Consider the following 878-nt stretch of genomic DNA (forward strand, 5'->3'; position numbering starts at 1 on the left):
ACGTGCCAGTTGAAGACGTGATCATTGAAGAAGCTAGCGTTCTTGAAGGTGAAGCAGCTGAAGATGGTGAATAAGACCTCGTCATGAGCACTTATTTTATTTCAGATCTGCATCTGGAAGAGTCACGCCCTGATATTATCAGGGCTTTCTTTTTATTCCTCGACTCTATTCAAAACGATGCTGACAAGCTCTATATTCTTGGTGATTTCTTCGAAAGTTGGATTGGTGACGATGAAAACACCGAACTTCAGCTTGAAGTAAAACAGCGCCTCAAAGCCCTCAGTGAGCAAGGTTGCCAACTTTTCTTTATGCACGGTAATCGTGACTTTTTAGTAGGCGATGTTTTCGCACAAGAAACTGGCGCCACCCTACTTGATGATCCATGTGTTATCGACGTAGCAGGCGAACCAACACTGCTTATGCATGGCGATAGCCTCTGTACTGCTGATACCGGCTACATGAAATTCAGAGCAACCATTCGTAACCCCGCTTTCTTGGCTCCCTTCTTAAAGCGCCCGATTGAAGAGCGAAAAATCACAGCTCAGCAACTTCGAGCAATGAGCCAAGCGAATAACCAGGATAAAAGCACAGAGATCATGGACGTAACGCCTGAAGAGGTGATTCGTGAACTTGAAGCACATAAGGTTCAACACATGATACACGGGCATACTCATCGCCCAATGATTCACGAAGTCGAAGCAAACGGCTTACCAGCTGTACGAATCGTATTAGGTGACTGGGACAAGCATGTTTGGTATCTGAAAGTCGATCAAGATGGCGAACATCACTTTAAAAACTATCTTCTCGAAGAACAAAACCCGAATATATAAACAATGAGCAAACACCCTCACTTTGACTCCATTATTATTGGCGGGGGT

The 878-nt window shown here is 44.5% G+C and carries 1 protein-coding gene; it reads left to right on the forward strand.

The annotated features are described in order from the left end of the window. The first annotated feature begins 83 nt into the window (after nucleotides 1-83). Nucleotides 84-830, forward strand: coding sequence for a UDP-2,3-diacylglucosamine diphosphatase (locus A3756_RS01190; protein WP_068510342.1), 747 nt, complete (start codon nucleotides 84-86; stop codon nucleotides 828-830). Nucleotides 831-878 lie beyond the last annotated feature (48 nt).

Source organism: Oleiphilus sp. HI0086 (genome assembly GCF_001635225.1).